This window comes from Mycobacterium shottsii, from assembly GCF_010728525.1.
In the GTDB taxonomy this organism is placed as follows: domain Bacteria; phylum Actinomycetota; class Actinomycetes; order Mycobacteriales; family Mycobacteriaceae; genus Mycobacterium; species Mycobacterium marinum.
In genome coordinates this window covers 5,596,367-5,615,191 of the sequence record NZ_AP022572.1, presented here as the reverse complement: position 1 = coordinate 5,615,191, position 18,825 = coordinate 5,596,367, and the positions used below count along the sequence as shown (strand labels likewise).

The following is an 18,825-nucleotide window of genomic DNA, read 5'->3' as shown; positions in this document are numbered from 1 at the left end:
GACACGCCCTAGCCGGACCCGCCCAGCGTGGCCAACCCAATCAGTCGTTGCTGCGCAGGAAGTCGCGCATCACCCGGTCAAACCGGTCTGGTTCTTCGATGAAGGGCATGTGCGCGCTGCACTCGAAGAACTCGAATCGTGAGCCGGCAATCCGTTGATGCATCTCGCGCATGTCTTCCGGCGAGCATTCGTCGTACTTGCCCGCGAGCAGGAGTGTCGGCAGGGCGATTTCGGCCAACCGATCGACCACATGCCAATCGCGAATGGTCCCGACGATCCGAAAATCGCTGGGCCCGAACATCGTTTCGAAGATCTCGGGACCCAGATTCTGGAATGCTTCAGTGAGGTAGGCAGGCCAGGGGAGAGTGCGGCACAGATACGTTTCGTTCCAGGTCGTGATTGCGGACTGATATTCGGCCGAATGTGCGGTGCCGGCGGCTTCGTGGCGGTCAATGGTGGCTCGGGTGCCAGGATTCAGCTCCGCCTTGAGCCGAATCACGTTGTCGGCGAACCGGGGAATGGACGCGGTGCTGTTGGAGATGGTCAGGCTGACGGCTCCCGATGGCACGTCCAGGACATACTGCTGGGCGAGCATTCCGCCCCAGGAATTGCCGAAGATGTGAAAGGCTTCCAGCCCGAGTCCGCGCACCACGGCGTCCATCTCGGCCACCGAGCGCCCCATTGTCCACAGATCCACGTCGGACGGGCGTTCGGAGTTTCCGCAGCCAAGTTGATCCCAGAAGATGACTTCCCGTTCGCCGGCCAGTCGTTGCAGCGCTGACAGGTAATAGTGCGGCAGGACCGGGCCGCCATGCACCACCAGAAGGGGAAGGCCGGAGCCGCCGCCGACGAGCTTGCTCCACACCTTGCCGCCCGGGACCGCGATTGTCGCCTCCGGTTGTGTCACACCAGCAGTGTAAGGAGTCCTTTTTGCAACTGTTGCTCTCAAATTGAGAGAATCAGGGTCTCGTGAATGTGCGGTCGGCTTCTGGCCTCCGCGCCGCCGAAGTGGAGAAAGCCCGTGCCTGAAGCCGTCATCGTCGCTGCCCTGCGTACCCCGATCGGAACCGCCCGCAAGGGAACCTTGCGCGACACCAACGCATTCGACCTGGCCCACCATGTGGTCAGTGAGGCCACCGCGGATCTGGATCCGGTGCAGATCGACGACGTAATCCTGGGCGAAGGTCTCTACGGCGGCGGCGTCATCGCCTGCCACGCGGCCATCACGGCGGGGCTTGGTCATGTGCCCGGTCTTGCCCAGAATCGGCACTGTGCCGCCGGACAGGCGGCGGTGCAGGGCGCGGCCGCAAGCGTGCGGGCGGGGATGGACCAGCTCATCATCGCCGGGGGCGTGAACTCGGCCTCCACCTCGCCGCGGCCCCGGATGCAGATCGATGGCGAGTGGGTCGACTGGTTCCCGCCGACTCACCCGGACCGGCCGGATGCGCCGAACATGGACATGTCGATCACGGTCGGCTGGAATGCGGCGGTGGCCGCCGGAGTGAGTCGCGCCGAGATGGACGCCTGGGCCCTGCGCTCGCATCGCAACGCGATCGCCGCGATCGACGAGGGCCGGTTCAAGGAGGAGATTGTTCCGATCCCGACGCCGCACGGCCTGTTCTGTGTCGACGAACATCCGCGCCGGGACACGACGATGGAGAAACTGGCCGCGCTCAAGCCGCTGCATCCCGAGATCGACGGCTTCTCGATCACCGCCGGCAACGCCTGCGGCGCCAATGACGGCGCCGCGGTGCTGACCATCGCAAGCGACCGGATGGCCCAGGGGATGGGCATGCCGGCGCTGGCGCGGGTGCTCAGCTGGGCGTCGGTGGGTGTCGATCCGGCCGCCACCGGCCTGGCCCCGGTCGAAGCTATTCCGAAAGCGCTTGCACGGGGCCATCTATCAATCTCCGACGTTGATCTGTTCGAGATCAACGAAGCGTTCGCGTCAATGTGCGTGGCGACCGTCAAACTGCTGGAAATGGACGCCGATCGGGTCAACGTGAGCGGCAGCGGATGCTCGTTGGGGCACCCGGTGGCCGCGACCGGGGCCAGGATGCTGGTGACGCTGGTGCACGAACTGCGCCGACGCGGCGGCGGGATTGGGCTGGCGGCGATGTGTGCCGGTGGCGGCATGGGATCGGCGACGGTCATCGAGGTTGCGGCGCCATAGCTGCAAAAAAAATAGGAAGCGATGAGCATCGATGATCTGATTGCCGCTGCGCGCAACGGATCTCAACGCGCCGCGGGCCGGCTCCTCAGTCTCGTCGAGGGGGACCGCCGCGATGAAGTGCTGGCGGCTATCGAGGACTGGTCGCAGCGGCCCGCGCGAGTCATCGGCATCACCGGGCCGCCAGGGGCGGGCAAATCGACGACGATCACCGGGCTGGTCGGCGCCTACCGGGAGCGCGGAGCCCGGGTGGCCGTGCTAGCCGTGGACCCGTCGTCCCCGTTCAGTGGTGGTGCGTTGCTCGGCGATCGCATCCGAATGACCGCGCATGTCAACGACTCCGAGGTGCTGATCCGCTCGGTGGCCAGTCGGGGCCATCTTGGCGGTCTGGCCGCCTCCGCGCCCGCCGCCATCCGGCTGCTGGGGGCGCTGCGTTACGACGTCGTTCTGCTGGAAACGGTCGGGGTGGGACAGTCCGAGATCGAGGTGGCGGCGGTGGCAGACCCGACCGTCGTCGTGCTCAATCCGGGAACCGGCGATGCGGTCCAGGCCGCCAAGGCCGGTCTGTTGGAAATCGCCGACATTGTGGCGGTCAACAAGGCCGACCGCGTCGGTGCCGAACAGACCGTGCGAGACTTGCGGGCCGAAACCAATGCCCCGATCCTCAGCCTGGTGGCGGTCAAGTCGGAGGGCATTGGTGAGCTGTTGGCCCTGATCGACGCGCATCAGCGCGGCGATAGTCGCGATCGGCGGTTGGCCCGTGCTCGGGCGCAGATTCTGTCGCTGGCGCAGACTCGGCTGCGCGGCCGTACCGACCTGGACCGGCTCGCCGAGGCGGTGGTCGACGGCCTCGACGATCCTTATGCTGCGGCTGACCGGCTGTTGGCCCCGCCGCCGCACTAGGTCCGCCAATTGGGGGACACGCAGTTCCTCTTGACGAATAGCTTTCCGGCCGACAGACAACGGCCTGGCGGAGTGTCAATCTTGTCCCATGGCATTTGTGACCAGTGCACCCGAAGCGTTGACCGCCGCAGCTTTGAACCTACATTCGGTTGGGGCCCGGGATGAGCGCGGGCAATGCCGCCGCCATGGCCCCCATCACCGGGGTGGTCCCAGCTGCGGCCGACGAGGTGTCGGCGCTGACCGCGGCCCACTTTGCCGCCCACGGGGCGATGTACCAAACGCTGAGCGTGCAGGCGCAGGCGATTCACGAGATGTTCGTGACCACCTTGCAGGCCAGCGGCGGTTCCTACGCCGAGACCGAGGCGGCCAACGCTATCGCCGCTCAGTAGCGGCCCACGGGCGGTTATTCGCCCGCTGTAGTCGATCGGCGGTGTCCCCCGATCAGCGGACAAGATTCTTGCCGCGTGGTGAGTTGATCGGAGGAGCCTCCCAGGTGCGATCATGCTTACCTCTTGATCGATGACGACCACTTCGACCATCGCCTCCGGCGAGGCGATGCGTGTCTCTTCTAGTTCTTCCCCGGATCTCCCCGATGCCGGGGACACCACGAAATTCCTGCGGTCCCGCAACGCCGCTTTGCGCTCCAATGCCCGTGGCAGCAACGGATCGGCTGCCCGCCTGGCCAACACAAAGACCAACACAAAGCCCCGGTCGGCAGGGGTGCTCTGCGCTCGCCCGGTGGCGGCCCCACTCGGCGGTGCCCGCCCGTCGGGCGAACGCGCTGGTGGACGGCACCGGCCGGTCAGGGAGGGCTACCCGGCGGTCATTTGGCTGCTACTGGGCGGAAACCTGGTGGTGCGTGCCGCCGGATTCGCCTATCCGTTCATGGCGTTTCACTTGGCAGGACGAGGATTTGCCGCTGGCGCGGTGGGCGCGGTGCTGGCCGCGTTCGGCGTGGGCTGGGCCGTGGGGCAGCTGGTCTGCGGATGGCTGGTGGACTCTCTGGGCCCACGGGCGACGCTGGCTTGGACCATGACCATCGCGGCGGCCGTGCTGGTGGGAATGGCCGAAGCACGCAGCGTGGCTGCCTTGCTGGTCGGCGCCATGATCACCGGTGTGGTCTACGACGCGCCGCGTCCGGTGATAGGTGCCGCGATCGCCGAACTCATCCCAGACCCGAGCCGGCGGGCCGAGCTCGATGCTTGGCGTTTCGGCTGGATCGTCAGCATCGGACGAGCGATCACCGGTGGTGTGGGCGGACTGCTCGCCGCCTGGTCCGGCGTGCCGGTGCTGTTCTGGATCAACGCGGTGGCGTGCGCGCTGCTTGCGCTGGTGGCGGCCCGCTGCATTCCGGCAACGGCGCATCGGCCGCCGGTGGCACCGGCTGTGCATGTCAGGGCCGCACGCATCAGCTACCGCCGGGCATTTTCGGATGGTCGGCTGGTGCTGTTGTTCGCGTCCAGCCTTGCGACGCTGACCGCAGTGCGGGGGCTATACGCCACCGTGCCCATGCTCATGGCCGACAGCGGTCTGGGCGCGGGTGAATTCGGCTGGACCCAGGTGGCCAATGCCGCCGCCGGAATCGGCCTAACCCCGGTGATAACGCCCTGGCTGGGCCGAAAAGTCGCGGCCCGCATCAACCCGCGATTGGACATCCTGGCGATTGCCGGCGGATGGACGGCGTTGACCATGGCCGGTGCGGCGCTCGCACACACGACTTTCGGCTTCGCCATCGCCGTGGCCGCGTCCGCTCCCGGGGAAATCGCCTGGTTCGTGATCGCGGCTGGGATAGTTCACCGAATTGCTCCGCCCGCCAGTGGCGGGCGCTACCACGGAATCTGGTCGATGACCCTGGCCATCGCGTCGGTCGTGGCCCCCATCGTGTCCTCCTGCAGTCTGACGCACGGCGGCCATCGCTTGGTCGCGCTGGTCACCGTGACATTGGGTTTGGCCGGGGCCGCGCTGTGCCTGCCGCTGGGCCGGGCGCTGAACAGGTCCGGTGACGTCGGGGTCCGGGGCTCACAATACACCGCCGCGGCAGGGGCCGCTTGAGCCGCTACGCGCGAGGTACCGCGCTACGACTCGCGCCGGCGACTTCCCCCGATCGGGGGAACGGCGTTCGTCAGTTTGTCCGGCCGATCGGCGGTACCACGGCCGGGCCGGCCCGGCTAGCTTCAAACTTGCGCTGAGGTGCCGTCGAACCGCCATCCCCAAGCCCGCGACGTATCCGGGGTTGGCGCCGCGGAGCTCGGCGCTGACCCGCCGACGCCTCCGCTGACGAATGAGGAGCCGACAGATGACTCATGCCAGTGCACGCCCGGCCGCGCTCCTGCCCGACCACCTCGAAATGTATCGGCGGATGTGGGTGCTGCGGCTGCTCGACATGGCGCTGGAGGAGATGCGTGCCGACGGTCTGATGGAGTCACCGGTATCGACCGCGTTGGGCCAGGAGGCCGTGAGTATCGGTGCGACGGCGGCACTGACTGAGGGTGATCTGGTGCTGGCCAGCCGTCGCGCATATGCCCTGCACGTCGGTGTGGATCTTCCGCTGGGGCCGCTGATCGCCGAGCTGATTGGCCAAGACAGCACCTGCGACCACGCTGACCAGCTGAACTCGCCGGAGCGATCGGGTGCCGCCGACCAGTGCCCGCTGCTGGAGGTCGGGCATGCATACTCGCAGTGGCTGGACAACAGCGACCGGGTCACGCTCTGCATCACCGGTCCTGACGATGTCAATTCCGGCGCGTTTGTCCAGGCCGCAAACATGGCGGTGCTGTGGCACCTTCCGGTGGTGATCGTGGTTGAAAGCGTTCCCGGTGTCGGTGTTGCCGGCCGTTTGCGCGGCGCCCCCGGCCATGGTGGAGATGCGTGCCAGCGGATTCCCAGCGTCACCGTGGATGGTCACGACGTCCAGGCGGTTCGACGCTGTGTGGCCACAGCGGTGCAGCGGGCGCGTGCTGGCGCCGGCCCCACCGTGGTACGCGCCATCACCTACCGGAGCAGCGATTTTCCCTCATTCGATGGTGATTACGACGCGGCCGCTACCGAACCTTTCCTGGATCCGCTGGTATTCACCGGCGGCCGGCTGAAGGCCGGTGGAGCCGATGCGGCGCAGCTCTGCGATGTGGAGCGCACGGCACGCAAACTGGTCGCCGACGCCGTTGCCTTGGCCAAGTCGGGGACCTGTCCCGGTCATGATGGGCGTAGTTAAGCAGCGCGCAGACCAGCTGGGCAGACCGGACGTCGCCGCTGAAACCTGGCAGCAGTGCCAGTTGGCGCACCGGCCCCGCCTGTGCTGGTCGCAGCCCGCACGACTCGCATTTTGGTCCGGAGGTGGACCGGTGCGTGCCTGGCATGGCAGAGCCGGGGTGCGCTGGGCGACTCCGAGTCTGGCAGGTGTCTGCCGCTGTGAGTACGGTGTTCCGGTGGGTATGACCGGCGATTTTGAGCTGGAGCGGGTGCACAAGCTGCATCAACTGCGCTCCTACCGGCTTGTCTCGGTGCTTCGCCTCGGGGTCTTGGTGTTCCTGATCGGCGCAATGCTCATCGGCACTCCCCAGCACGAATGGGCCCAGCAAATCACGTTGGTCGTGGTGTACGTGCTGGCCGCGGCGGGCGCCCTACTGCTCGCGTTTTCACCGCGGCGAGTGGCGGCCAGCGGAGCGGTCACCATTCGGTCCTGGGAACCGCTGGCCTTCACTGCCGTCGACATAGCGGTGCTGACCGCGTTTCAGCTCTTGTCGGCCGATGGGATCTATCCGCTATTGATGATGACCTTGCTGCCGATTTTGGTGGGCGTCGACGTTTCTTCACGACGGGCGATGGTGGTGCTGGCATTCACCATTGTCGGGTTCACCATCGCCGGGGTTCACGCCAATGTGCTGCTCGACGACGCGGGGTGGCCCGCTTCCGTGTTTGTGTTCTCGCTCTACGCGTTTTTGTGCGCCACCGCATTGGTGGTGGTCCGCACCGAGGAGCGCCGTGTTCGCTCGGTCGCGGGTTTGAGCGCGTTGCGAGAGGCATTGCTGGCCCAGACGATGACGGCCTCGGAGGTGTTGCAGCGCCGGATCTCGGAGTCCATTCACGACGGCCCGCTGCAGGACGTGCTGGTCGCGCGCCAGGAACTCGTCGAGTTGCAGAGCGTCTGGCCCGGCGACGATCGGGTGGATCGCGCACTGGCCGGCCTGCAAAGTGCCTCCGAACGGTTGCGGCAGGCCACTTTTGAGCTGCACCCGGCCGTCCTCGAACAGGTTGGCCTGGGTGCGGCCGTGGAACAGTTGGCGACCTTCACCGCGCGCCGATCGGGCATCGAGGTCAGCACCGACATCGACTACCCCATCCGCAACGAGATCGACCCGATCATGTTCGGTGTGGCACGCGAGTTGCTGTCCAACGTGGTGCACCATGCACAGGCCAAACATGTGTCGGTCAGCCTTGGGATCACCGACGGAGCTTGCGTTTTGGACGTGGCTGACGACGGGGTGGGCATCGCCGGCGGTACCGCGGCGCGCCGTCTCGGTGAGGGACATATCGGCCTGGCTTCGCATCGGGCGCGGGTCGACGCGGCTGGCGGAACGTTCGTCTTTCTCGATGCCCCGGCGGGCACCCATGTGTGCGTCGAACTGCCCTTGAAGTCGGTGTCTTCGCCGGAACCGGATCGGCACCCGCCCGCCGGCGCAACTAGTCGAGAAGCCCTTGCCGCATCGCCTCGGCGACGGCGGCCGCTCGGTCACTGACGCCGAGCTTCTCGTATAGCCGTTGCACGTGGGTCTTGACCGTTGACGGCGCGACGTAGAGTTCGCCGGCGATCGCGGGGATGCTCTGGCCCTTGGCGATGCGATGAAGCACCTCGCGCTCCCGGGCGCTGAGCACCGGAGCCATGGGTGCCGCACGCTGGCGGATCTCTCCGGCAAGCCCGCCGACCAGCGACGGCGCCACCACGTCGCGGCCCTTCGCGCAGTCGAGTACCGCCTTGACGATCTCGGTACGCGTCGAGTCTTTCAGCAAGAAACCGGCGGCCCCCTGCTGCAGCGCCTGGTACACGATCGCCGATTCGTCGTGCGCCGAGATCAGCAACACCCGAGTGGGCAGCTCATTGCTGCGCACCGCCGCAGCGACCTGCGCGCCGTCCATCCGCGGCACCCGGTAGTCGAGCAAGGCCACGTCGGGTAAGTGAGTCTTGATCAGTTCCAGCGCCGCCGCGCCATCATCGGCCTCGCCGACGACGTTGACCGAACCGCTCAACGACAGCGCGCGTACCACACCCTCACGAAAGAGCGGGTGGTCGTCACCAACTACCACTCGCACTTTCTCGGTTTTAGTCACATCCATGGCGCGCCGACCATGGCCTGAGTTTAGCGGGTGGTTCAGCAGGATCGATGACGAATTCCAGGCAACGCCAAGCCGACCGCCGACAGTTTGCTCCTAGCTGCCGGCGCCAGGACAAATCTGCTGGTCAGAGCCTCGGGTAGCGGCGCACCGAAAGGTCGCCGAACCCGTCGTGTGCAAATTATGGCCAGCTGGTCGGTTCGTGCCGTCTGTACGGTGTTCCTGTGGTGGTCACCAGCGACGCAGAACTGGCTCGGGTGCGCCGGACACACCAGCTGCGCGCTTACCGCATCGGCTCCGTGCTTCGGATCGGGGTTGTGTTGTTCATGGTTGCCGCCATGTTGGTCGGTACGCCGCGCCGGGAATGGGGCGCGCAGACGGCCTTGATCTGTGTCTACGCGTTTGCCGCACTGTGGGCGCTGGCGTTGGCGTTTCGACGGTCGCGGCCGATGGTCAGCCTGGACCGATTTGCCAACATCGCCAGATACGAACCGCTCGCCTTCACCGCCGTCGATGTGTTGGCGCTGACCGGCTTTCAGTTGCTGTCCACCGACGGCATCTATTCGCTGCTGATCATGACGCTGTTGCCGGTGCTGGTTGCCCTCGACATTTCGTCGCGGCGGGCCGCGGTGGTGCTGGCATTGACGCTGGTTGGATTCGCCCTGGCGTTGGCTCAGGATCCGGTGGTGATTCGGATGAATGGCTGGCCCGAGGCGGTCTTTCGGTTCGGGCTCTACGCATTCCTCTGTGCCACCGCATTGATGGTGGTCCGCAGCGAGGAACGGCACGCCCGTTCGGTGGCGACGTTGAGCGTGATACGTGAAGAGTTGCTCGCACAGACCATGACGGCTTCGGAAGTGCTGCAACGCCGGATTTCGGAATCCATTCACGATGGGCCGCTGCAGGACGTGCTGGCCGCGCGCCAGGAACTGATCGAATTGCGGGCCGCCGCGCCCCACGACCAACGAGTGAGCACCGCACTGGCAGGTCTGCAGAGTGCGTCGGATCTGCTGCGGCAGGCAACCTTCGAGCTGCATCCGGCCGTTCTCGAACAGGTCGGCTTGGGTGCGGCGGTCGAACAGTTGGCCTCTTTTCACGCCCAACGTTCGGGCATCAGGATCACCGACGATGTCGACTATCCGATACGTGACGAGATCGATCCCATCCTCTTCGGTGTGGCCCGGGAGTTGCTGTCCAATGTGGTGCAGCATTCGCGGGCGCGTAATGCTTCGGTGGCTCTGGGCATCTCCGACGGCGTGTGCGTGCTGGATGTGGCCGACGACGGCGTCGGCGTCAGCGGAGAAACGATGGCGCGCCGCCTCGGCCAGGGGCATATCGGTCTGGCCTCGCATCGGGCCCGTGTCGACGCCGCCGGTGGATCGCTGGTCTTCCTCAATACGCCGACCGGCACCCACGTTTGTGTACGCGTTCCGCTGAAGGGCTAAACGGCACTAGGGCGCATCGGCCGACTCGCCGGTGGCGGCCGCGCGGCCGGCCCGATAGCCGAAAACCATTGCCGGACAAATTGTTCCACCCGCCCCGCCGTATGCCCGCCCGGTCACTCCCGCCATAGCATTGCCGGCGGCGAACAGTCCCGGTACGGGTCCTCCGCTGACGTGCCGGACACGTCCGTCGCGATCGGTGCGCGGTCCGCCCTTGGTGCCCATGGCGCCCACCCGGATCGGCACCGCGTAGAAGGGCGCGCTGTCGATGGGGCCAAGTGTCTTGCCGGCAAGGGTGGTTGCCTGGTCGTCACCCCAATATCCGTCGTATGCGCTGGCGCCGCGACCGAAGTCGGGATCGGCACCGGAGGCGACGTTTTGGTTCCATCGCGTTATCGTTCGCCCCAAGCCGTCGGCGTCGATACCGGTCTTGGCGGCCAGCTCGGTGAGGTCGGTCGACTCACAGAACCAGTCCGGAACCGGTTGGCCGGGGTCGATCCCGAGGAACCCGTAGCGTTGCAGATGGGCCGAGTCGAACACGATCCAGGCGGGATCGTTCACGTAGCCACCCCTTGGATCGAGGTAGTGGAAGGCGCCGGCCATCGAGTTGTAGTCACACGCCTCGTTGACAAAGCGTTGCCCGGCCGGGTTCACGATGATGCTGCGCGGGCGGGTTCGCTCCAGCCGCACGCTGCGGCTGCGCTGCTTGCCATCGATGGTGTCGTTGGGGATCTGCACGATGGGAACCCACCAGGCTTCACCCATGTTGGCCAGCTCGGCGCCGTGTGCCATCGCCATCCGCAGCCCGTCGCCGGTGTTGTTGGGCGGTGAGACCGCACCGTGCATGGGGCCCCGCAGGAAGACCCGCACCAGGACGGGATCCCATTCGAATCCACCTGTTGCCAGGACAACACCGCGGCGGGCACGCACGCTGATGCTGCGGCCGGACTGGGCAATCCGGACCCCGACGACCGCCCCGTCTTCGACCACCAGTTCCTCGGCCGCGGCGTCGGTGCGCGGTGTCACCCCGACGTCCAGCAATCCCTGTAATAGCCCGGCTACCAGGGCGGTACCGGCCACGCACAGGTCTTCGGATTCCTCGACGCCGGCGTGCAGCCGGGCCCGGGTTTCGGCGTCGAAGCCGACATTGGACCAATCCGGGGGGAAAGAGGTGATTCGGCTGGCCCATTCGCCGAGTCGGCTTGGTTCAAAGGGCGCCGGGCCGAGCGACCAGCCGCCCGCCGGTTGTCCGCCCGGCAACTCGGGCCGGTAGTCGGGGAAGCCGGCGGCGATCTAGAAACGCACGCCGCTGTGCTTTTCGACGAAATCGAGCATTTCCGCCCCGGTTCGGACAAACGTTTCGACCAGGGTGTCGTCCATCGAGTGCAGGGACTGTGCGCGCAGGTAGCGCAACGCATCGTCGACCGTGAGGGTCCCGGTCGGGCGATCGCTGATGGGCGGGGATCCAGGCGATTCCGCCCGAGACGGCGGTGGTCCCGCCGACGGTCGGCGCCTTCTCGAACACCGCCACCGAGGCGCCGGCGACTGCCGCGCTCAGGGTCGCCGTGAGTCCAGCGCCGCCGCTGCCGAGCACGACGACATCGAATGTCTGACTCCACAATATGATTGGGTATCCCTTCAGCTCAGCTGCGTGGACAGCTGCCGCGCGGCGTCGATGACGGCGCCCTTCGCGCGCATCACCACGTCTTCTCGATGCGAGATGAGGTTGATGCAGGTTGGTGGGGCTGGTGCCGGCCGGCTGACCGGCACGGCCAGGCCATAGGTATTCGGTTCGATCTCGCCGAAGGTCGTCACCCAGCCACGCCGGCGCGTCGCGGCGACCAGCTCCCGCTCCCCGGGGCGCGCGGCCATGCTGGCTAGCAGCGCGATGCCGGCCGCGCCGCGGTCCAGGGGATATCTGCTGCCCTCGTGGAAGGCGAGTTGATAGGCGACCTGGGTGGGCACGATCACCGCGAGGGCGACTTGTTCGTCGCCCTCGGCAACCAGCAATGAAACGGTGGTGCCCAGATCATCGGCCAGTGCGCGCAGCGTTGGCAGACTGAGCTGGCGCACGTTGTGGTCGAAGGACGCGCCGAGCACCGCGAGGCCGGCTGCCGGCCGGAAGCGCCCATCTTCGCCCTTAGCCACCAGCCGGAACTGGGTCAACGTCAGCAGCAATCGGTAGGCGATGGTCCGGTGCACCCCGACCCGATCGGCAACTTCCTGCATCGACAGGCCCGCCGGAGCCGCGGCGACCAACTGCAGCGCGGTGAGCCCCCGCGCCAACGTCTGCGACCCCGCTCCCGAGTCCGTCACAGTCTTGACACATTCCTATGCGAGAGCGAAGCTCCATATATATCGCACATCAATGTGCGATATTAGCACAACATGATTCTGGAAAACGAGACCATTATTTCCGCAAGTGGCAGGCCCGGAGAGGAACCGTGACGGACTTCGAGAGCGTGTGGAGCGACCTGCAGGGCGTCACGTTCGAGCAGGGCTACCTCACCACCGCGCAGGGAGTTCGGACTCGCTACCTGCGCGCCGGCGAACCGGACCGGCCGCTGCTGATGCTGTTGCACGGATCTGGTGGTCACGCCGAGGCATACGTCCGAAATCTGGCCGCGCACGCCGAGCACTTCTGGACCTGGGCAATCGACATGCTGGGCCATGGCTACACCGACAAGCCGGGTCACCCACTGGAAATCCGCCACTACGTCGAGCATCTGATGGCGGTGCTGTGTGCCATCGGTGCTCAACGCGCAAGCATCAGCGGTGAGTCGCTGGGCGGCTGGGTAGCGGCCCGTGCGGCCGTCTAGCATCCCGAAGCGGTTGAACGCCTCGTACTCAATACCGCTAGTGGTTCTCAGGCGGATCCCGAGGTGATGGCGCGCATCGTTACGTTATCGATGGCCGCCGCCGAGAATCCGACCTGGGAGACCGTGCAGGCGCGGATCAAGTGGCTGATGGCGGACAAGTCCAAGGACTACGACGATTTGGTGGCCAGCCGCCAACGGATATACCGCCAGCCGGGATTCGTTGCCGCGATGTGCGACATCATGGCCTTGCAGGATCCGCAGATCCGGGCCCGCAACCTGCTGGGACCGGCCGAGTACGGGGCCATCAAAGCGCCGACGCTGGTGCTCTGGACCAGCCATGACCCGACGGCCGACGTGACAGAGGGGCGCCGGATCGCATCGATGATTCCCGGCGCACGCTTTGAGGTGATGTCGGGTTGTGGCCATTGGCCGCAGTACGAAGACGCCAAATCCTTCAATCGCCGCCATCTCGACTTCCTGATGGGGCACTGATGTCTGGGAAGCGACGGCAGAACGACTTTGATGTTCTAGTGGTCGGTGCCGGACCGGTTGGCCTTACCCTGGCCAATATCCTTGGCTTGCAGGGTGTCCGGACGCTGGTCATCGAGGAGCGCGCGACGCTGATCGACTATCCGCGCGGCGTCGGGCTCGACGACGAGGCGTTGCGTACCTTCCAGTCGATCGGCCTGGTCGAGGGCATCCTGCCGCACACGGTGCCCAACCAGATTCTGCGGTTCTTCGATGCCAAGCGCCGGATCCTTGCCGAGATGGCCCGGCCGGACGCGCGTTTCGGCTGGCCGAAGCGCAACGGATTCGTGCAGCCGCTGGTCGATGCGGAATTGCTTCGTGGTCTGGACAGGTTCGACCACGTCGAGGTGTGGTGGGGTCGGCCGGTGACCTCATGCGTGCAGACCGAAACCGCGGTAGCGGTCGAGTGCGGTACCGCAGCAGACGACTCTGGCAAATCGCGGCGGGTGCGGGTCGGCTATGTCGTTGGCTGCGACGGCGGCCGCAGCATCACCCGCCGGATGATGGGTGTGTCTTTCGACGGCACGACCTCGCCCACCCGATGGCTGGTGGTTGATATCGCGAACGACCCGCTGGGGCATCCGAACAGCGAGGTGGGTGCGGACCCGAGCCGCCCGTATGCCTCGATTTCGATCGCTCACGGGATACGACGGTTCGAGTTCATGATTCACGCCGATGAGTCTGACGAGCAGGCCGACGATCCGGCCTTCCTGACCAGAATGCTGGCCCGGCTGGTACCGCACCCCGAACGGGTCGAGGTGATCCGGCGCCGCGTCTACACCCGTCATTCGCGAATCGCCGGTGCCTTCCGCAGCGGGCGTCTGCTGCTGGCCGGCGACGCGGCACATCTGATGCCGGTCTGGCAAGGGCAGGGCTACAACAGCGGCATCCGCGACGCGGCAAATCTGGGGTGGAAACTGGCCGCGGTGGTTCGGGGCCAGGCCGGCGAAGCGCTGCTCGACAGTTACGATTTGGAGCGGCGCAAGCACGCGCGGGCGATGATCGACCTGTCCACCATGGTGGGTCGGGTGATTTCGCCGACCGACCGCAGAATCGCGGCCGTGCGCAACGCGGTGGTGCGCTCCGCATCGGTGCTGCGTTCGCTCAAGCGCTATGTACTCGAGATGCGGTTCAAGCCGATGCCGCGATACGAGGTTGGGGCCGTCGTGCATGACCGGCCTCGGCGCCCTCGGTCGCCGGTCGGCACGTTGTTCATCCAGCCTCGAGTCGACACACGCGGCCAGCACAACATCCTGCTGGACGACGTGCTGGGTGGCTGGTTCGCCGTGCTGTGCTGGAACAACAACCCGCGAAAGATCCTCGGGGATGCCGCATTTGCTACGTGGAAAGCGTTGGGCGCCAAATTTGTTGCCGCGCGTCCAGCGGTCCAGCTGCACTGGACCGGCGACGATGACCCAGGCGTGGTGATCGTCGGCGACCGTACGGGTGAAATCAAGGCCTGGTTCGACTCGCACGACGAATCGGTGTTGTTCGTGCGTCCCGACCGTTGCATCGCCGGCGCCTGCATTGCCCAGCTGGCCCCCGACCTGAGCCGATCGCTGGTCGCAGCCCTCTCGCTTTGCTTCGGGAGGGGGTGACGCCGAAAATGCCTCTGGCTCTGTGCTGTATGTCCCACAGCCCGCTGCTGAATCTACCGGGGCCGCGGCTCGACCTACTTGACGAGGTCCATGCCGCCATTGCCGAGGCCGCCGAGTTCGTGCGTGCCTATGACCCGGACCTGGTGGTCATCTTTTCCCCGGATCACTACAACGGCTTCTTCTACCGGGCGATGCCCCCGTTTTGTATTGGTATGTACGCCAGTGCGGTTGGGGACTACGGTACCCACATCGGTGCGCTTGATGTTCCTGCCGACCTGGCAGCGGACTGCGCCAAGGCCGTGCTCGGCGCGGATGTCGACGTGGCCGTATCGGCCAGCATGGACGTGGACCACGGGACCGTGCAGCCGCTGGAAAAGTTGTTCGGAACCGCGACCGCCCGCCCGGTGATACCGATCTTCATCAACGCGATAGCCGCCCCGCTGGGCCCCCTGCGGCGGTGCCGAGCGCTGGGCACCGCGGTAGGAACTTTCTTGTCAACCCTGGACATGCGGGTGTTGGTGATTGGATCGGGCGGGCTCTCCCATAGTCCGCCGGTGCCGACGTTGCACAGCGCAGATCCGCAGGTCCGGGAGCGCATCGTGCACGGCCAGCCCCTGACTCCCGCACAGCGGCAAGCCCGGCAGACCGTCGTGATGGAAGCGGCCAAGAGCTTCGCGGCGGGAAACAGTGACCTACAGCCGCTCAATCCGGCTTGGGACCAGCGCTTCCTGGAAATCATCGACAACGGACACCTCAGCGACCTCGATCGCTTGTCGGACTCGTTCGTCACCCACGAAGGCGGCAGCTCGGCGCATGAAATACGCACCTGGATCTCGGCGTTCGCCGCCATGGCGGTGGCCGGGCCGTATCAGATGAAAGTCCGCTACTACAAGCAGGCGGCCGACCTGATCGCCGGATTCGCCATCAGGACGGCGGTACCGATGCCATGACTGTCGGATCTTGGGGTGACGTCGACCGCATGGTCGACGTGCTCGTGGTCGGATCCGGTGGTGGGGGCATGACCGCCGCCCTGACCGCGGCGTCGAGTGGACTCGACACCCTGGTCATCGAAAAATCCTCGTGCTTTGGCGGTTCCACGGCGCTGTCGGGGGGCGGCATCTGGGTTCCCGGGGCCCCCGCACAACGCCGGGCGGGCTACCCGCCCAACCCCGATGACGTGGTCAGCTATCTGCGACGGATTACCGATGGCTTGGTGAGCGAGGCGCGCATTCGGCAGTATGTCTACTCGGCCCCACAAATGTTGGAGTTCTTGGAAGGCCTGTCTGCCTGGCTGGAGTTCGTCTGGAAGCCCGGCTACGCCGACTACTATCCGGAACTGCCGGGAGGCTCGGTGCTGGGCAGCACGATCAACGTGCCACCCATCGATCTGCGCAAGCTGGGCGACGACCAACCTCGCCTGCTCACACCGCTGTCGCTGGCCCCCAAGGGAATTTAGCTGGGCCCCAAGGAACTACGGTCCTTCTATCGCATCCGGCAGTCCTGGGCAGGCAAGGCCGTCCTACTCAAACTGGTGACCCGGATGATCCGGGCCAGAGTCTTCGGTGAGCAGATTGCGGCGATCGGACAGTCGCTGGCGGCACGGCTGCGGCTGGCGATGAAGGAGCTAGGTGTCGCGCTGTGGCTCGATGCGCCGCTGGTGGAGCTGCTCACCGACGCCGGGGGAGCGGTGACAGGTGCGGTGGTGCAAACGGAGGGCGGCCGAGAACGGATCGGCGTGCGCGGCGGCGTGATCCTGGCGTCCGGAGGCTTTGACCACGATCTGGCCTGGCGCAATGAGCATCAACCCCTGGTGGAGCAGGACTGGAGTTTCGGCAACCCCGCGGCACTCGGAGACGGTATCCGCGCGGGCCAACGGGTGGGTGCGGCCGCCGACCTCCTGGACGAGGCGTGGTGGTTCCCGGCGATCCAATGGCCTTATGGCCGAATGCAATTCATGCTCAACGAGCGAATGATGCCGGCTCAGTTCATCATCAACGGAGCGGGCAAGCGCTTCATCAATGAGGCGGCGCCATACATGGACTTCGGTCACGCCATGATCGCGGGCCAGAAATCCGGTGTCACCCATATACCGTGCTGGCTGGTCACCGATCACCGCTCCTTTAACCGCTACGTCGTGGCCGGTCATCTACCGATACCGAAGATCCCCGGGGCCCCGGTACCCACCGGCCGCAAGATCCCAACCGCCTGGCTGGAGTCGGGTGTGGTCAAAGCCGCAACGAGTTGGGCAGAGCTGGCAACCAAGATCGGTGTTCCGGGCGGGCAGCTGCAGGCGACTGCCGTGCGGTTCAACGAACTCGCCGTCAAGGGCCACGACGACGACTTCAACCGCGGCGACAGCGTCTATGACAACTATTACGGCGATCCAACGCTGCCCAACCCCAACCTGTATCCGCTGGGAGATCAGCCCTACTACGCATTTCGCATCGTTCTCGGGGATCTGGGGACCTCCGGCGGTCTGCACACCGACGAGTATGCCCGAGTGCTGCGGCCCGATGACACCACGGTGGGCGGACTCTATGCGGTGGGTAACACCTCCGCCCCGGTGATGGGCCGCAGCTACGCCGGCGCGGGGGGCAACCATCGGGCCGGCAATGACCTTTGGCTTTGTAGCGGCCAAACACCTTGCCGCGCAGCTAGCTGCGCGGCGCGCGACACCGACCACCCATTTCCACGGAAGGTAGCAATGAAAATCTCACTGTTCTATGAATTCGCTTTACCGCGTCCTTGGGCGCCTGACGACGAGCGGATCATGCTGCAGGACTGCCTCGATGAGGTCGAAGCCGCGGACAAGGCCGGATTCTCCACCGTCTGGCTCACCGAACATCACTTTCTCGAGGAATACTGTCATTCCACCGCGCCGGAGATCTTCTTGGCCGCGGCCAGCCAGCGAACCAAGAACATCCGGCTGGGATTTGGGATCATACACCTGCCGCCCGCGGTCAATCACCCGGCCCGGGTGGCCGAACGCATCGCGACCCTGGATCTGCTGTCCAACGGACGAGTCGAGTTCGGCACCGGAGAGTCGTCCTCGATTGGGGAACTCGGCGGATTCAACATCGATCCGGCCGACAAGCGTGGGCAATGGGAAGAGGCCCTCGAGGTGGCGATCCGGTGCATGATCGAGGAGCCGTTCGTCGGATTCACCGGCGACCACATCCAGATGCCGGCTCGCAATTTGATCCCCAAGCCGATGCAAAAGCCGCATCCACCAGTGTGGGTCGCGTGCACCCGCCCGGCCACCGTGCAGATGGCCGCCCAAAAGTGCATCGGTGCGCTGAGTTTCGCTTACACCGGACCGGGGCTGCTCACCGAGCGGGTCAACGGGTACTACAAGGAGTTCGAAGAGAACGGCACGCCGGTGACTCCCGCGATCAACCCCAACATCCTGGCCATCGGGGGTGACCTGTCGATGATGGTGGCCAAGACCGATGAGCAGGCACTGCAACGGCTGGGGCAGGGCGGCGGTTTCTTCTCCTTCGGGATCATGCACTACTACATGACCGGGATTCACACGCCCGGGCGTACCGGAGTGTGGACCCGGTATCTCGAAGAGATCGAGAAGGACCCGACATTGGCTTACGGCTCCGGACGCGGCGCCATTGGATCCCCGGCTACCGTGCGCGAATTCCTGCGTGGCTATGAGGAAAGCGGCGTGGACGAAATCATCCTGCTGCTCAACCCGCGCAGTCATGAGGGAACCATGGAATCCATCGAGTTGATGGGCAAGGAGGTGCTGCCCGAGTTCATCGAGCGCGACGCGAAGGCGGTGGCGGACAAGGCCGCGAGACTGGCTCCTGTCATCGAGAAGGTGCAAGCGCGGCGCCAGGAATCGAATGCGCCACAGTTCGACGAGGCCTACTCGTTCGGCGGGTTGCCCACCGGTCGCGGTGGCAAGTTCACTGCCAGCGAGATTCCCGAGGCCATGGCGGAGATCAACGAAGGCCGGGTGCAAGCGGCGCAGCGCCTGAAGGAACAACGCAAGTAGCCGACCAGCACGGTAAGCGGATCGGGAAAGG

The 18,825-nt window shown here is 65.8% G+C and carries 12 protein-coding genes and 4 pseudogenes; 12 read left to right on the top strand and 4 right to left on the bottom strand.

The window, feature by feature from the left end; genetic code table 11:
- Positions 1-40: 40 nt before the first annotated feature.
- Entirely contained in the window at positions 41-907 is an 867-nt protein-coding gene (locus G6N41_RS25955; protein WP_198966066.1) for a proline iminopeptidase-family hydrolase, read from the bottom strand.
- 114 nt (positions 908-1,021) lie between these two features.
- On the opposite strand from G6N41_RS25955, the gene G6N41_RS25950 reads away from it, so the two are divergent.
- The 6 genes and pseudogenes from G6N41_RS25950 to G6N41_RS25925 all read left to right on the top strand — a co-directional run bounded on the left by G6N41_RS25950 (position 1,022) and on the right by G6N41_RS25925 (position 7,809).
- The gene (locus G6N41_RS25950) at positions 1,022-2,173 is read left to right on the top strand and encodes a thiolase family protein (RefSeq protein WP_198966065.1); all 1,152 of its coding nucleotides are present in this window, start codon (positions 1,022-1,024) and stop codon (positions 2,171-2,173) included.
- A gap of 21 nt (positions 2,174-2,194) precedes the next feature.
- The gene (locus G6N41_RS25945) at positions 2,195-3,073 is read left to right on the top strand and encodes an ArgK/MeaB family GTPase (protein ID WP_198966064.1); all 879 of its coding nucleotides are present in this window, start codon (positions 2,195-2,197) and stop codon (positions 3,071-3,073) included.
- Positions 3,074-3,161: 88 nt separating this feature from the next.
- Positions 3,162-3,462: pseudogene (locus G6N41_RS25940) on the top strand (PE family protein).
- 130 nt (positions 3,463-3,592) lie between these two features.
- Positions 3,593-5,125 (top strand): MFS transporter, encoded by a 1,533-nt coding sequence (locus G6N41_RS25935; protein WP_231608715.1) that lies wholly within the window; start codon positions 3,593-3,595, stop codon positions 5,123-5,125.
- 244 nt (positions 5,126-5,369) lie between these two features.
- Positions 5,370-6,284: a thiamine pyrophosphate-dependent enzyme gene (locus G6N41_RS25930; protein WP_198966063.1), complete on the top strand. Its 915-nt coding sequence runs from the start codon at positions 5,370-5,372 to the stop codon at positions 6,282-6,284.
- A 214-nt stretch (positions 6,285-6,498) separates the two neighbouring features.
- Complete coding sequence (locus tag G6N41_RS25925; RefSeq protein ID WP_198966062.1) at positions 6,499-7,809, top strand: sensor histidine kinase; 1,311 nt, start codon at positions 6,499-6,501, stop codon at positions 7,807-7,809.
- Here G6N41_RS25925 and G6N41_RS25920 read toward each other — a convergent pair.
- Positions 7,754-8,404, bottom strand: coding sequence for a response regulator (locus tag G6N41_RS25920; protein ID WP_198966061.1), 651 nt, complete (start codon positions 8,402-8,404; stop codon positions 7,754-7,756). The two genes, G6N41_RS25925 and G6N41_RS25920, sit on opposite strands and share 56 nt — an antisense overlap.
- A 221-nt stretch (positions 8,405-8,625) precedes the next feature.
- Between G6N41_RS25920 and G6N41_RS25915 the strand changes: the two genes are divergently transcribed.
- Positions 8,626-9,846, top strand: a complete 1,221-nt coding sequence (locus tag G6N41_RS25915; RefSeq protein ID WP_198966060.1) for a sensor histidine kinase — start codon at positions 8,626-8,628, stop codon at positions 9,844-9,846.
- A 6-nt stretch (positions 9,847-9,852) separates the two neighbouring features.
- Here G6N41_RS25915 and G6N41_RS25910 read toward each other — a convergent pair.
- Both G6N41_RS25910 and G6N41_RS25905 read right to left on the bottom strand, forming a co-directional pair.
- Positions 9,853-11,467: pseudogene (locus G6N41_RS25910) on the bottom strand (FAD-dependent oxidoreductase).
- A gap of 14 nt (positions 11,468-11,481) precedes the next feature.
- Complete coding sequence (locus G6N41_RS25905; RefSeq protein ID WP_198966059.1) at positions 11,482-12,159, bottom strand: IclR family transcriptional regulator; 678 nt, start codon at positions 12,157-12,159, stop codon at positions 11,482-11,484.
- Between the two features lie 128 nt (positions 12,160-12,287).
- Between G6N41_RS25905 and G6N41_RS25900 the strand changes: the two are divergent.
- The 5 genes and pseudogenes from G6N41_RS25900 to G6N41_RS25880 all read left to right on the top strand — a co-directional run bounded on the left by G6N41_RS25900 (position 12,288) and on the right by G6N41_RS25880 (position 18,794).
- Positions 12,288-13,154: pseudogene (locus G6N41_RS25900) on the top strand (alpha/beta fold hydrolase).
- Complete coding sequence (locus G6N41_RS25895; protein ID WP_407663702.1) at positions 13,154-14,788, top strand: bifunctional 3-(3-hydroxy-phenyl)propionate/3-hydroxycinnamic acid hydroxylase; 1,635 nt, start codon at positions 13,154-13,156, stop codon at positions 14,786-14,788. Before G6N41_RS25900 ends, G6N41_RS25895 begins: the two are co-directional and overlap by 1 nt.
- A gap of 29 nt (positions 14,789-14,817) precedes the next feature.
- The gene (locus tag G6N41_RS25890) at positions 14,818-15,738 is read left to right on the top strand and encodes a 3-carboxyethylcatechol 2,3-dioxygenase (RefSeq protein WP_231608714.1); all 921 of its coding nucleotides are present in this window, start codon (positions 14,818-14,820) and stop codon (positions 15,736-15,738) included.
- Positions 15,735-17,490 (top strand): annotated as a pseudogene (locus G6N41_RS25885) (FAD-binding protein). Before G6N41_RS25890 ends, G6N41_RS25885 begins: the two are co-directional and overlap by 4 nt.
- A gap of 2 nt (positions 17,491-17,492) precedes the next feature.
- Positions 17,493-18,794, top strand: a complete 1,302-nt coding sequence (locus G6N41_RS25880) for an LLM class flavin-dependent oxidoreductase (protein ID WP_198966057.1) — start codon at positions 17,493-17,495, stop codon at positions 18,792-18,794.
- The last annotated feature ends 31 nt before the right edge of the window (positions 18,795-18,825 follow it).